Source organism: Flavobacterium hydatis (assembly GCF_000737695.1).
Classification (GTDB): Bacteria; Bacteroidota; Bacteroidia; order Flavobacteriales; family Flavobacteriaceae; genus Flavobacterium; species Flavobacterium hydatis.
Genome location: NZ_JPRM01000015.1, coordinates 202,847 through 215,347, shown reverse-complemented (window position 1 = coordinate 215,347; position 12,501 = coordinate 202,847). Strand labels below are relative to the sequence as shown.

Genomic DNA, 12,501 nt, shown 5'->3' with positions numbered 1-12,501 from the left:
AAATTCTATTTAACTCTTTGCGAAAGGAACGCGGATTATACGGATTTACAAAAGTAAAAGCGCGGATTAAAACGGATTTTTAAAATAGATAGATATGAAATCCGTTTTTAATCCGTGTTTTCGCCTTAGCGAATCCGTATAATCCGCGTTCCTTTTTGACAACTTAAGTTAGTAACGTATTAAATTGCTTTAGCAGGAACAGTTTCTATAAAGTTATTCGTTAGTTTTCCTGCATTATACAAATATTCTTTGGGAGTCATTCCGGTATGTTTTTTAAATTCCCGTATAAGATGAGATTGATCCGAGAACCCTGCATCATAAGAAATTGTGGTAAGATTTGTGTCTTCCGATTTATTCTTGAGTAGTTTTAAAAAGCCGTGAATCTTTACAATATTGCCAAACTTCTTTGGATTTAATCCAACGCATTCTGTAAATTTTCTTTCGATATGTCTTTCGGTATAACCTGTATAATCAACTAATTGTTTGAGCGAAAACTGGCCTTTGCTTTTAAAGATGAAATCTAATGAAGCCGCCGCAATCAATTGGTTTGATAGTGGTTTTTTCGCTTCAAGCGTTTTAAAAAAATGATTTAAAAGGTTTAATCTTTCCTGAATAGTAGTTTGTTCGGATAGTTTTTCCTGAAGCTCAATTCCTTCCAAACCAAAAATATCATCGATAGTGATTATAGTATCACGGAGTTCGCTACTTGTAATTCCTAGTAATTGATTGATTCCGTTAGGTTGAAAAACGACAATTACGATAGACATTTCGCTGCCCGAATAAATATCTTTAAAACCATTTAGTTGACCGTACAAAAACGAACTTGGCAAGTAATTCTGCGCTTCATAATTGCTATAACCTGAAATAAGCTTACTTTTTAAAGAGAACACAACGCCAGTATTACCATCAGAAAACAAACGAAGCTTCTGAGTATCATTACCTTTATTTTCTAAAAAAAGATAGTGTTTGATATAAGGTGATAATTCCTTTGGAGGTAAAACTTGCATAAAAACCTATTTTGTTTATTAAATTCAAAAAAGTTTAGATGCAAATTTAAAAAATCTTATTTCCTTAAACTCTTTTTTACTTTTAATTTAAGCATAAAGCTTTAGCTAATCTTGAAAACAGTTTGTGAAATCAGACTTGTTTAAGTAATTATATGAGGAATTCAAATCATATCCTTCTTGTTAAAATTATCCAAAAATTATTATACATTTGGAGCGTATATAAATATTTTAATGGATTTACCCGCTTATTCACCAGGTTTGCATAAACTGGTAACCTTACACGTAGATAAAGTTCAAAAATTAAAGGATAGTAATGGTTTTGTTGTTATCACCAATTCAATTCTAGAGACTTATCAATTAGAAAAAGTAGGAATTGTTGTCCATGATTTTGATAATGATAGCTTTACTATTTCATTTTGTTTAAAAGAATCTCATATCTGTATACATACTTGGCCCGAATACAATCAGTTAACTTTAGATGTTTATTTGTGTAATTATCAGCAAGATAATTCTAAAAAGGTAAGAGATGTTATGGCTGATTATATTAGTTATTTTGAAGGAACAATTATAAAAGATTTTGAAATTAATCGTTAGTATATGAAAGTTCCTTGTTTCAGTTGTGATACCGTTACCGATTTAGAAATAGGTTTTGAAGTCGTAAATTTTGTTTGCCCGAATTGTCATAGTTTATATTCATCTGAGGGCGATGGACAACTTCGTTTAAAATCAAAATTCAAACCTGAAGTAAATGATTTTGCTTTTAAAATAGGAGATAAAGGAGTTCTTAAAGGAATAGAATATACCGTTGTCGCTGCAATAGTTAAGAAAGTATCTGAGAGTTATAATTGGACAGAATACATTTTGGAAAGCCCAAAGGGGGATTTGGTTTATCTTTCTGAATCAGATGGAAATTGGATCTTTTTAACCGAAATAGAAGATCAATTTAATGCAAAACAACATCCTGAAATAGTAACTCATAACGGGATTGTATTTGATATTTATGAATATTGCGATGTAGATATAGAAAATGCTCAGGGATATTTTGATTTCTCTTTGCCTGTCTACAAAATTCATATGGTAGAATATATTAACCCGCCGTTAATGATTTCTGTTGAAAAAATTAATGGTGTTGAAACTGCCTTTCTAGGAGAGTATATTAGTAAAACTGAAATAAGAAAAGGATTTCCGGCGGTTAATTTACCATACCAGACGGGTGTAAATATTACGAGACCATACTATTTTGATTTACGAAATACAGCAATAATTTTTTGTTTCGTTGCCTTAATAATTGTATGTGTTAACTGGCTTATATACAAAGATCAATCAGAACAAAGTGTGTTTTATAAAGAAGCCACTTTTGATGAATTTAATAACAAAGAAATCTTTGGTTCTTCGTTTGTTTTAAAAGGTGGATCTGCTCCTATGACAATTCGTGTATCTTCTGATGTAGATAATTCTTGGGCAAACGTAGATATTGCTTTGGTCGATGAAAATACAAATGAAGAGTTACATGCTAATAAAGATGTAGAGTATTATCATGGTTATACAGATGGCGAAAATTGGATTGAAGGAGATCAATCGGTAGAGTTTAATATATGCGGAGTTAAAGCAGGAAAATACCATTTTGTAATTACTCCACAAAAAGCTCCTGAGGATATAAGTAATAATGTAATAAAAGTAAACGCAATTTGGAACAAACCATCCTTTTACAACGTATGGATAGTTATTGGGTTTATGATAGTTGTTTTTATTGTTATTAGATATTGTAAAATAAATTTTGAAAAGAAAAGATGGGAGTATAGCGATTATTCACCTTATCAAGACGAGTAATATGAAAGATTTTTTAGATTTTATAAAGAATAATTTAGCAGCATTAGCAATAGGACTATTTTGCTTTGCAACTTATTTGTATTTCGCCTATTCAGGAAACAGAATTTGCGATTGCGAAACAACAGAAAAATATAGTACATCAGGAAATCGTAGTTCCGTTAACCGCTTTTATCATAAATAAACCTATAAAGTATGGACTTAATACATTTACAACCTATCGTTAATTCGATCATTTTTTCTCTTATAGGAATCGTAATCTTATTGGTTGCCTATTTCATAATCGAAAAAATTACTCCTGAGAATACTTGGAAAGAGGTAGCTCAGAAAAATAATATAGCTGTTGCAATTGTGTTTGCATCATTCATCATTGGTATCTCAATGATTATAAGTGCCGCAATTCATGGGTAAAAAGTTTCTTAAATTTGAATTTTTATTGCTGTTTGCAGTATTTATTATTGCTACCTGCGGGCTTGTTTATGAGCTTGTTGCGGGTACTCTGGCTAGTTATTTATTAGGAGATTCGGTAAAACAATTTTCATTTATTATTGGAGTGTACCTGTTTTCAATGGGTATAGGCTCTTTCTTTTCAAAGTTTTTTCATAAAAACTTACTCAATACTTTTGTTGAAATCGAGATATTAGTTGGACTAATTGGCGGATTGAGTTCTGTTGTTTTGTTTTTATTGTTCGAAAGTGTCGAGTATTTTCAATTCGTTTTATATCTCCTTGTTTTTGTAACAGGTTTTTTAGTCGGATTAGAAATACCGTTACTAATGAATATTTTAAAAGATAAAGTAGAGTTTAAGGACTTAGTTTCTAATGTGTTTACTTTTGATTATATCGGAGCTTTATTGGCATCGATACTCTTTCCGTTAATTTTAGTTCCGAAGTTAGGAATTATGGGGACATCATTATTCTTCGGAATGATTAATGTGAGTATTGCAATTGTCTTGTGTTTTCTTCTAAAAAAAGAATTAAAGAACGGTTATTTCTTAAAAGCAAAAGCAGTTACTTCATTTCTAGTTTTATTAGGTGTTTTTGTTTTTTCAGATTCCATTTTGTCTTATTCAGAAGGAAAGCTTTATGGAGAGAATATCATTTACACTAATTCAACCCAATATCAGCGTATCGTTCTCACGCATAATAAGAGCGATTACCGGTTATATTTAAATAACAACCTACAATTTAGTTCTACCGATGAATATCGTTATCACGAAGCTTTAGTTCATCCCGTAATGTCTATTGCCAAAAGTGTAAAGCATGTTTTAGTTTTAGGTGGCGGTGATGGTTTGGCAGTACGCGAAATTTTAAAATACAAAGAAGTAGAAAAAGTTACTTTAGTTGATTTGGATCAGGGAATGACAAAGCTGTTTAAAGTCAATAAAATATTAACTGGTTTTAATCAAGGCTCGCTTAATAATCCTAAAGTAACAATCATTAATACAGACGCATACATTTGGGCAAAAAGTTGTCAGGAGAAATTTGATGTTGTGATTATCGATTTTCCAGATCCGTCTAATTATAGTTTAGGAAAGTTATATTCTCTTAATTTTTATCAAACGATAAAAAGTATTTCGCAACCCGATGCAGCTATTGTCATCCAGACTACATCCCCTTATTTTGCTCCAAAATCATTTTGGTGTATCAACAAAACTGTAATGCAGGTTTTTCCTCAGGTCGATGCGTATCATGCTTATGTGCCTTCGTTTGGAGAATGGGGTTATACAATCGCAATTAACGGTTTTGGAACTACTTTTAATCAAGTAAACAGAAAAGCTCCGGGATTAAAATTCTATAATTATCAATTCGATAGATTTAATTATTTTACCAAAGATATGATCTCAAATGAAATTGAAATCAATCGTTTAGACAACCAAATTTTAGTACGTTATTTTGATGAAGAATGGGGAAAACTACAGTAAATCAAGGCGGAATTTTGTAAAAGGAATCGGCGCTTCTTTGTTGTTAATCCCTTTTTTACAATTTTGTTCAGATAAAATAATCCAGTTATTAATTCGGTTGTCGGGAACGAATCATCTTTTAGGACATCGACTTTGGATTAAAGACTTTCCGAAACCAGCCAGTCAAATTCATATTCCATATCTTATTGTGGGAGGAGGGATTTCGGGTTTAAGTGCCGCCAGACAATTTGAGAAAAAAGGAATTTCAGATTTTCTTCTCGTTGAATTAGAAGGACATTTGGGAGGGAATTCTTCTAATGGGGAAAATCAATATTCTAAATTTCCGCTTGGAGCGCATTATTTGCCATTGCCTAATTTTAAGGATAAAGAATTATTACAATTTCTAGAAGAAGAAAAAATCATACTGGGATACGATCAGAAAGGACTTCCCGTTTTTGATGAATTACAGTTGTCTTTTGCGCCAGACGAGCGTTTGTTTTATAAAAATAATTGGCAAGATGGAGTTGTTCCTAAAGAAGGGAATTCTAAAGATCAAGATTTGGAATTTGAAAGATTTTTTAAATTAATGGATGCTTTTCGGATAGGAAAAGGAAAAGACGAAAAGTACTTATTTGACATTCCGGTTTATCTTTCTTCAAATGATATTGAAACCAGAAATTTGGATAAGATGACAATGAAAGAATGGTTTGAAAAGAATGATTTTAAAACCGAACCTTTATTTCATTATATCGATTATTGTTGCAAAGATGATTTTGGTCTTGGTATAGATTATGTTTCGGCTTGGGCTGGAATCCATTATTTTGCTGGAAGAAAACAAGATGCTAATTCTGATAAAAAAGAAAGTGTTTTAACCTGGCCAGAAGGAAACGCAAGATTAGCAACTCATCTAAAGAAATACACCAATAAAAAAACACTAAAAAATCATTTGGTTTATGAAGTAAAGACCGAAAATAATAAGGTTATTGCCAAAGTATTTGATGATGTTAAAAAGGTTTCGGTAGAGATTGTTGCAGACAAAGTAATTATGGCAACACCCCAGTTTGTAAACCAGTATCTTATTAAAGATCGAAAAGAATATACTAAAGAATTTCAGTACACACCTTGGCTTTTAGCAACTTTAACTTTGACTAATTTATCCGATAATTTTAGTTTTCCTCTTTCTTGGGACAATGTTATTTATGGTGCAAAAGGATTAGGATATATTTATGATCAGCATCAATCCTTAAACCAGATTCAGGACAAAAAAGTAATTACTTATTATTATAGTTTCTCCTCATCAGATTTAAGAAAAACGAGGAAAGAGCTCTATAAAAAAGATAAAGAATATTGGAAACAATTTGTCTTAGCCGATTTGAAAATTGCACATCCTGATATTGAAAATAGTACTGAAGAAATGGAAGTTTTTTTGTTAGGACACGGAATGGTTAGTCCGGCACCAGGATTTATTTTTGGAGAAGCTAAAAAACAAGCTTCAAAAAACATTCAAAATTCTATTTATTTTGCCCATACAGATTTGTCAGGAATATCAATTTTTGAAGAAGCTTTTCATCACGGAATTAATGTCGTAAACCAAATTTTAGATGAAACAACCCTGGATTCATAAAGCCAAAACTGATCTGATTTTTATCATTGGCCCGTCTTTTTTTGTATTGGCTATTATTTTCTTATTTCAAGATTATATTACTCAAATTGAAAATGAGTACTCGTTTTACACATGGCTTTTTTTAATCGTTTTTATTGATGTTGCCCATGTTTATGCAACTTTATTCAAAACCTATTTTGTAGCCGATGAATTCAGGAAGAACAAGAAAAGATTATTGGTTTTACCCGCAATTTGTTTTGCTATTGGTATCGTTCTTTTTTCTTTTGGAAGTTTGGTATTCTGGTCCTTTTTAGCTTATGTGGCAGTTTTTCATTTTATAAGGCAGCAATATGGTTTTATGCGATTGTATGCCAGAAACGAAGAGAAAACAAGACTTTCGGTTTGTATTGATAATTTTGCGATTTATGCTTCAACAGGTTATCCGATGTTGTATTGGTTCTTTTCTTCCGAAAGAAAATTCAATTGGTTTGTCGAAAATGAGTTTTTTCGTTTCCATAACACATTTTTATTAGAAGTATTATTCTGGGTTTATGTCATTATTATAACGATTTACATAATCTATACAGCTTATAAAAGTATAGCCAATAGGTTTTTTAATGTTCCTAAAAATGCAATCATTCTAGGAACGGCACTTTCATGGTATTTTGGGATTGTCTATTTTAATGATGATCTTATTTTTACTTTGTTAAATGTAGTTTCTCACGGAATTCCATATATGGCACTGGTTTATTTTAGAGAAATCGAAAACAAGACAAACACAAACTCGGGAGTTTTTAGTTATTTAAAAAGCTATAATGCAATCCTTATTTATGTGGGGATTTTATTAGTGATCGCATTTACAGAAGAGTTTTTATGGGAGATTTTGGTTTGGAATGACAATTTCTCGCTCAAAACTTTTGATTTTTCTAGTTGGCAATTTGTAATTGTCCCGTTGCTAACGGTGCCACAGTTTACACATTACTTACTCGATGGATTTATATGGAAGTCTAAGAAATCCTAATCTTGTTATATTGATTGTTGTGCAACTTGCTGCGTTTCGGCATCAAAATATAAATTTATTAATAGTTTTTATTTTAGTACAAGTTATTCATCAATCATCAGATAGTTTTAATTATTACGACTTTGTCAAATTAAACTCAGTCGCTAAAATGCTATCAAGTTTTTCTGGTTCGAAAATATAACTTTGAGCTTTTCCGTTTTCAATAGACTTGAATGTGTTTTTAAATAGTATTTTCTTGCCTAATGTATTTTGTAGAACAACAACAAGATTTTGGGTAAAAAAGGAATCCGGATGAGTTGAATTATAATGATTGGCAGGTTTAAAATCAATCCATTCCTGATGCGATAAATCAAAAGAATATAAGTCTTTCCATTCGTTATGTAATAAAGTTTGTAATAGATAATCTCCGTTTTCTGCTTTTGCTATAGCAAAAGTTTCAGAACCTTGTTGTACAGCCGTAGTATCATTTAGTTTTAAAGGCTCTCTTATTCCGTTGCCACCAAAGCCTAAATCGACCAAATATTCTTCATCTTCAACGGTCACAATAATCGCAATATGTGTTTTAGGATTTTCAGTTGGCGTTACCAACGGACGAGCGGCAACAAAACGATGCGAAATACCCATTTTTTGGAGCATTAGAGCAAATAAACCATTAAGTTCATAACAATACCCACCACGCTTGCGATTAATGAGTTTATCGACAATATCGTTTCCTTGCAAAGAAATGGTTTTTCCTGCCTGAACATCTAAGTCTTCAAATGGTATAGTAAACAATTGGCATTGCATTAATTTACTAATGCTTTTGATATTTGATTTAACATCGCCAACAAAATGTATTCTGTCCAAGTAATCTTGTAAAACAAAATTACTTGAATCTATCGGATTTGATTTTGCTTGTTTTGTCATCTCATTATAAGTTTTAATTAATCGTCGACTTAATTGTATTTTTGAATTAATTCATCCAGAGAGAATTCTTTTAGGAGTTTGTCGAGATATTTACCTCTACTACTTAATTCTCGCTGATAAGGAGCAAATGAACTTGTAACTTTGTTAAATTCAGCATTCAGTTCCTCTAGTTTTACTTTTTCTTCGGGAGTTAATATTGCAGACTTCTTTTCGATAAAATCAAGGATTCTTTTTACGGCAATTTCTTTTTCGATTATGGCATTTTCGTTATTGTTTATCGTACAAATTCCATAAACACCTTTGCAGTAATAATCCCATTCTTCTTCCAGAGCTTCTTCAGCTTTATTAGAATCTATTTTCTGATTTTCATCAAAAACATTCCCATAAGCAAATGTTTTATGGTTGTGGTTTTTTAAATATGATAATAGGTTTTCCTTAAACTTTGCTTTGAATTCGTCAGCATTTGCTTTTTCAGCATTTGCTTTTATAAGTTCCAAAATATTATTAGGAAAGTATTTTCTAACGATAGTAGTTTTATGACTATCATTTAAAGAAGAACTTATCGTTATTTCCGAATTTATGATATAAGAAGGTTCAGGCATGAGTTTAGCCTCAATAAGTTGATGTAGTTTATCTACAGAAATACGTATTGATCTTGATATTTCTTCGAGTTCAATATAATTTTCTGCAATGTATTTTAAATTTAAATCCGCCATTTTATTTGGGTTTATTGTTTTATTGCGATTAAAAATTATTCTAAGAAAGCGGCTGGATATTTTACCATTCCGCTTACGCCATCTAATCCATTTTCGGTTAACGAAATTACCATACAGTTTTCTGCAGGAACGTCAAATGGCATTTCGATATTGTATTTGTTTGTTAGTTCATATCCAAATCTTGGGTAATAGTTTTCATGGCCCAAAAGAATTATCGATTTGTAACCTAATTTTTTTGCGATGGCATGACTTTCTAGAATCAGTTTTGCACCAATTCCTTTTCCTTGAAATTCTGGTTTTACCGAAACTGGAGCCAAAGCAAGAGAATCAAACGTTTGATCTTTGTTCTCGATTTGTAATTTGGTTAGTAAAATATGTCCAACTATTTCATTGTCGACTTCGGCAACAAGCGATAATTCTGGGATAAAAGCATCCGATTTTCTTAGTTTTTCAACTAGAAATTGTTCTTTATGGTCGCTGTATTCTACATCTTTAAATGCTTCCTCTATGATTTCAAAAACCTTTGGATAGTCATCTTTATTTTCTTGGCGTATGATAACTTCCATGATTGTTTAAATGTTTTTTATTCTATCCAGCATGTTCCTGTAGAATATGTTTTTGCTTTACCGCTTATTAAAACTCTTTCGCCATTATCGACACAATACAAGGTGCCTTCTCGTTCCGAAAGTTGTTTGGCGTGCATTTCTTTTTTGCCAAGTTGCTCGCTCCAATAAGGTATTAGCGAACAATGGGCAGAACCTGTAACAGGATCTTCGAGAATTGAGGCTTGTGAGGTAAAAAATCGAGAAACAAAATCGCAATGAACTCCTTTTGCAGTTACTATAACTCCGCCGGGATCAAGGTTTAATTTATCAAAAGTTTGTCTGTCGATTACAATGTCTCTAATTTCTTGTTCGGTTTCGTAGACTAAAACGTAATCTCTCGATTTTAAAACTGCTTTAGGCTGAATGTTTAATGAATCTCTGATAATCTCCGGAAGTTCACTAGGAACAGGTTTTCTTGACGGAAAATTCAAAGTATATAAATCTTTATCAATAGTTACGATTAACTCACCACTTAAAGTATCAAATAGGATCGTGTTTTCGGGATAATTAAGAATCGATTTTAAAGTGTGAGCCGTTGCTAAAGTTGCATGACCGCATAAATCCATTTCAATTTCGGGTGTAAACCAGCGCAAGTGAACTCTTTTATCGTTAACAACATAAAAAGCAGTTTCAGGAACAGCATTTTCTTTTGCAATTTTTAAAAGGATTTCATCAGGCAACCAATTTTCTAATGGAACAACGCAAGCGGGATTTCCTCCGAAGATTTTATCTGTGAATGCGTCTATTTGATATAAGTTTAATTTCATTGTAAGTTAGTTTTATGTTTTTTATTTAACACATAGAGACATAGAATGGATTCTCTAAAAAAGAGATAAATAAGAAGGCGATGCTTTTAGTCACTCTATTGTGTTTTAATGTAAGAGTGAAACACCTTTATAATACTTTAAAAAACTATGTTCCTATGTAGTGAAATTACTCTCCAGTAAATATCATTTTGTTGCCAAATGGGTCAATAACTTCTACACAGTAGATTTTTTCGTTCCAGAAAGCTTTTTCAATTCCGGGTTTGTTGTATTTATAGTTTTTCTGAATCAGTTTTTGATGATAGTCTTTTAAACCGACGAAACCTTCAACAATTATTTTTGCTCCTGGCGAACAATCTCCGTGGTGTTCACTCAAATGAATTTCGATTCCTTCGAGTGAAATACGAATATACAATGGCGAATTTTCTTCAAAAGTATGTTCGTCAAGAATTTCAAAACCAAGCCAATCAACATAAAATTCGACAGCTTTTTTATAATCAAAAATTCTAAAAATGGGTCTTATAATTGCCATGATTTGTTTTTTTAGATAATTAAAATGATGCTTTTTGTTTTGAATGCAGACCTAACAGGTTTCAAAAACCTGTTAGGTCTAATCCTAAATATGTCAATATTTTATTTACTCTTGATTCAGTATCAATTACTTTCTTCCTTCATTAACAAGAAGCTTTAATGAATTGATATAATCAGTATCAAATTCTATCACTCTTATTTTATTTGGGTTTATACTTAGTTCACCACCAAATTTCCCTCTTGTTTCAAGAAAATCGATAACCAGTTCTTCATCATCCAGTTTTATTAACTTACCAAGGTAAACTGATTTTTCAGATTTTTTTGCAATCTGGAAAATCTCATATTTATTTGTTATAAAGGTAAGAATAGAAGATAAATCTCTTAGCGGAATTATTTCATCTGAGTTGGTTTTTAAACCTTTTAGTCTAATCACACTTTCTGTAAATACATTATCGCTATCTCGAGTTATTGACTGTATATTTTTGTTTTTCAAAATTACATAACCATCAATTATAAAGTCAACAGGATTATTTTTAATTAAAATCCAATCGTCGGTATAATCAATAAGAAAACCAGTAAATATTTCTTTTCTGTCTTCAAATTCGATTGAAATTAATTGTCTTAGATAATTGTCCATTTTATTGATTGTTGCTTAATTGTTTTAAATGTTTTTGTTCTTGAATTTCACCGTTTCCAAACGACCAGTTTTCACCACCATTATTCTCCAGTAAAATTATAATAATATCACTTTTTAAAATTTCGGTTGTATTCGAAATTCTAGTTGCAATCTGAGCATATAATTTTGTTTTTTGCTCTTTTGTTCTTCCTTGCCCAGCGGTTATTTGAACATAAATAATGTTTTCTGAATGGGTAATACCCAGATAACTCTTTGGAAATTTAATTTGGGAGGTTTCTAGTTCTTCAATTACATGAAAATAATCGTCTTGCGGAATATTAAATTCCTGAATTAAAGATTCGTGTATCGAGATAGAAATATTCTCTTTGGTTTCTTGCGATAATTTTTTTGGTAAACTGATTCTAACAAATGGCATAATTGTTTTTTCTTTATTAATTATTTCTTCTGTTTCAATGTTTTTATTTCTCCGCTTTTGTAAAGTCCAATTGCCTTCTCAATAATTGCCTTTATTGTATCAATTGGTAAATCTTCGTTTGGATCAAATAGCATTGTTTTCATCCGCGAGCGTTTTTCGGCTATTAATTCAGGATTGTCAAAATGTTTTCCCTCGACGATTCCGAGATAGGGTTTGTTATTTGTTTTATGAACCCATAAATAGCAAAACATTTTTCCTTGATAACAGAAAAAAGGCATGCCGTATTTTAATGCATGGGTGATTTCAGAATCTTGTGAAAGAATAATTTGTCGTAAAGCAAGCAAACAACCTTTATTTGGTTCTTCTTGTTTTAGGTAGAAATTATCAAGTTCTAAACTCATTTTGTGTTTTGTTTTATTTGTGGTGGGGAAATTAACCGCAAAGGTCACAAAGATTTACGCAAGGTTCGCAAAGTTTTTTAATCCTTTCAATCCTTTTAATTCTATCGAACTCTTTGCGAAAGGAACGCGGATGATACGGATTTACAAAAGTAAAAACGCGGATTA

Annotated in this window: 16 protein-coding genes; 7 read left to right on the top strand and 9 right to left on the bottom strand. The window is 31.4% G+C overall.

The window, feature by feature from the left end:
- Window positions 1-179: 179 nt before the first annotated feature.
- Entirely contained in the window at window positions 180-1,007 is an 828-nt protein-coding gene (locus tag IW20_RS11390; protein WP_035622108.1) for a helix-turn-helix domain-containing protein, read from the bottom strand.
- 177 nt (window positions 1,008-1,184) lie between these two features.
- Here IW20_RS11390 and IW20_RS11385 point away from each other — a divergent pair, with 177 nt between their 5' ends.
- The 7 genes from IW20_RS11385 to IW20_RS11355 are packed head-to-tail and all read left to right on the top strand — an operon-like array spanning window position 1,185 to window position 7,361.
- Entirely contained in the window at window positions 1,185-1,601 is a 417-nt protein-coding gene (locus IW20_RS11385; RefSeq protein WP_240478481.1) for an S-adenosylmethionine decarboxylase family protein, read from the top strand.
- Window positions 1,602-1,604: 3 nt separating this feature from the next.
- The gene (locus IW20_RS11380; RefSeq protein WP_051885706.1) at window positions 1,605-2,837 is read left to right on the top strand and encodes a DUF4178 domain-containing protein; all 1,233 of its coding nucleotides are present in this window, start codon (window positions 1,605-1,607) and stop codon (window positions 2,835-2,837) included.
- Between the two features lies 1 nt (window position 2,838).
- On the top strand, window positions 2,839-3,018 hold the full coding sequence (locus IW20_RS11375; RefSeq protein WP_035622103.1) for a hypothetical protein: 180 nt from the start codon (window positions 2,839-2,841) through the stop codon (window positions 3,016-3,018).
- Window positions 3,019-3,029: 11 nt separating this feature from the next.
- Window positions 3,030-3,245 (top strand): DUF350 domain-containing protein, encoded by a 216-nt coding sequence (locus tag IW20_RS11370; RefSeq protein WP_035622101.1) that lies wholly within the window; start codon window positions 3,030-3,032, stop codon window positions 3,243-3,245.
- On the top strand, window positions 3,238-4,758 hold the full coding sequence (locus IW20_RS11365; RefSeq protein ID WP_035622098.1) for a polyamine aminopropyltransferase: 1,521 nt from the start codon (window positions 3,238-3,240) through the stop codon (window positions 4,756-4,758). Before IW20_RS11370 ends, IW20_RS11365 begins: the two co-directional genes overlap by 8 nt.
- A complete protein-coding gene (locus IW20_RS11360) occupies window positions 4,733-6,361 on the top strand; it encodes an NAD(P)/FAD-dependent oxidoreductase (RefSeq protein ID WP_081912473.1) in 1,629 nt (542 codons plus the stop codon). Before IW20_RS11365 ends, IW20_RS11360 begins: the two co-directional genes overlap by 26 nt.
- Window positions 6,339-7,361, top strand: coding sequence for a hypothetical protein (locus IW20_RS11355; protein ID WP_035622096.1), 1,023 nt, complete (start codon window positions 6,339-6,341; stop codon window positions 7,359-7,361). Before IW20_RS11360 ends, IW20_RS11355 begins: the two co-directional genes overlap by 23 nt.
- A 114-nt stretch (window positions 7,362-7,475) precedes the next feature.
- Here the strand turns inward: IW20_RS11355 and IW20_RS11350 are convergent, their stop codons facing one another.
- The 8 genes from IW20_RS11350 to IW20_RS11315 all read right to left on the bottom strand — a co-directional run bounded on the left by IW20_RS11350 (window position 7,476) and on the right by IW20_RS11315 (window position 12,336).
- Window positions 7,476-8,267 (bottom strand): arylamine N-acetyltransferase family protein, encoded by a 792-nt coding sequence (locus IW20_RS11350; protein WP_051885705.1) that lies wholly within the window; start codon window positions 8,265-8,267, stop codon window positions 7,476-7,478.
- A 29-nt stretch (window positions 8,268-8,296) separates the two neighbouring features.
- The gene (locus IW20_RS11345; RefSeq protein WP_035622095.1) at window positions 8,297-8,983 is read right to left on the bottom strand and encodes a DUF6058 family natural product biosynthesis protein; all 687 of its coding nucleotides are present in this window, start codon (window positions 8,981-8,983) and stop codon (window positions 8,297-8,299) included.
- 35 nt (window positions 8,984-9,018) lie between these two features.
- Entirely contained in the window at window positions 9,019-9,549 is a 531-nt protein-coding gene (locus tag IW20_RS11340; protein WP_035622092.1) for a GNAT family N-acetyltransferase, read from the bottom strand.
- Between the two features lie 17 nt (window positions 9,550-9,566).
- Window positions 9,567-10,355: a PhzF family phenazine biosynthesis protein gene (locus IW20_RS11335; protein WP_035622090.1), complete on the bottom strand. Its 789-nt coding sequence runs from the start codon at window positions 10,353-10,355 to the stop codon at window positions 9,567-9,569.
- A 166-nt stretch (window positions 10,356-10,521) separates the two neighbouring features.
- On the bottom strand, window positions 10,522-10,884 hold the full coding sequence (locus IW20_RS11330) for a glyoxalase superfamily protein (RefSeq protein WP_035622088.1): 363 nt from the start codon (window positions 10,882-10,884) through the stop codon (window positions 10,522-10,524).
- A gap of 126 nt (window positions 10,885-11,010) precedes the next feature.
- Window positions 11,011-11,520 carry a hypothetical protein gene (locus IW20_RS11325; protein WP_035622086.1) on the bottom strand — a complete coding sequence of 170 codons (510 nt, stop codon included), beginning with the start codon at window positions 11,518-11,520 and terminating at the stop codon, window positions 11,011-11,013.
- Between the two features lies 1 nt (window position 11,521).
- On the bottom strand, window positions 11,522-11,935 hold the full coding sequence (locus IW20_RS11320) for a tautomerase family protein (RefSeq protein WP_035622083.1): 414 nt from the start codon (window positions 11,933-11,935) through the stop codon (window positions 11,522-11,524).
- 20 nt (window positions 11,936-11,955) lie between these two features.
- Complete coding sequence (locus IW20_RS11315) at window positions 11,956-12,336, bottom strand: DUF1801 domain-containing protein (protein WP_035622228.1); 381 nt, start codon at window positions 12,334-12,336, stop codon at window positions 11,956-11,958.
- Window positions 12,337-12,501 lie beyond the last annotated feature (165 nt).